Source organism: Aeromonas sp. QDB68, from assembly GCF_027707405.1.
Classification (GTDB): domain Bacteria; phylum Pseudomonadota; class Gammaproteobacteria; order Enterobacterales; family Aeromonadaceae; genus Aeromonas; species Aeromonas caviae.
Genome location: NZ_JAPCIQ010000237.1, coordinates 1 through 809, shown reverse-complemented (window position 1 = coordinate 809; position 809 = coordinate 1). Strand labels below are relative to the sequence as shown.

1 protein-coding gene is annotated in these 809 nt (G+C 52.8%); it reads left to right on the top strand.

Features of this window, described 5'->3' with window-relative positions:
* Positions 1-389 precede the first annotated feature (389 nt).
* Positions 390-773: a hypothetical protein gene (locus PG892_RS22430; RefSeq protein WP_270825929.1), complete on the top strand. Its 384-nt coding sequence runs from the start codon at positions 390-392 to the stop codon at positions 771-773.
* The last annotated feature ends 36 nt before the right edge of the window (positions 774-809 follow it).

Sequence of the window (809 nt, the reverse complement as noted above, 5' to 3'; positions counted from 1 at the left end):
CAGGGCGGTGAAGATATCAAAGACCCGTTTTCCGGTAAATCGCAATGCGGCTCCGCTTAAGTGAACAGCATTGCGCCTGATGGCGGGGTTTTCTTTTCAAGGATGATGCTTATTTTTATCCACCAACCGGCTCAACACATGCGCCAGTTTCACCGTAGCGAAGGATCAGGCCCTTCCCGACTGATACTAAGGGGCTCTCGTCAGGTAGGGTGTTAATCTGGCCTTGGATCTGCCGAACGGCAACTTTCGCAAGGGCCGGTGCGCCGCCTTGAATTTCGGCATCGGCCAATTGAGTTCCGAGATAACCGCATGTACGTCAAGCATATCGTCAGCCATGCCGAATACGACAAGCTGACCGCCAAATACCGGCGAGCAAAGGCGTAACCATCATGATGAATCACGCACTCGTGACGATTAGAGAGGCGTTGGGCCAGATGCCCTACCTCACTCAGATCAATAACCAGGATGAGTATGAAGAAGCCCTGGCGTTGATGGATGAGCTGGTGGACGACTACGACACCAACAAGGGGCTGATCGTCATGCTGGCCACCAGCATAGAGCAATGGGAGGACCGCTCCGAGGAGTTCACCGCTTTCAACCTGGCTGTGTCTGGCGTGGCGCCGGGCATCGCGGTATTGAAGACGCTGATGAGCCAACACCACCTCGGAGTGGCCGATCTCCCCGAGCTGGGGTCTAAATGGGGGAACCGCAGAATTCGGAAAAAATCGTACGCTAAGGAAAGTGCGAACAAGTATCCCACGAACAAAAAATGAAAATTTTAGTCATTTAATATCAATGGGTTACCAGTA

Excerpts from the sequence above, each read along its gene's own strand:
- PG892_RS22430 (WP_270825929.1), top strand. The coding sequence starts at position 390 with ATGATGAATCACGCACTCGTGACGATTAGAGAGGCGTTGGGCCAGATG.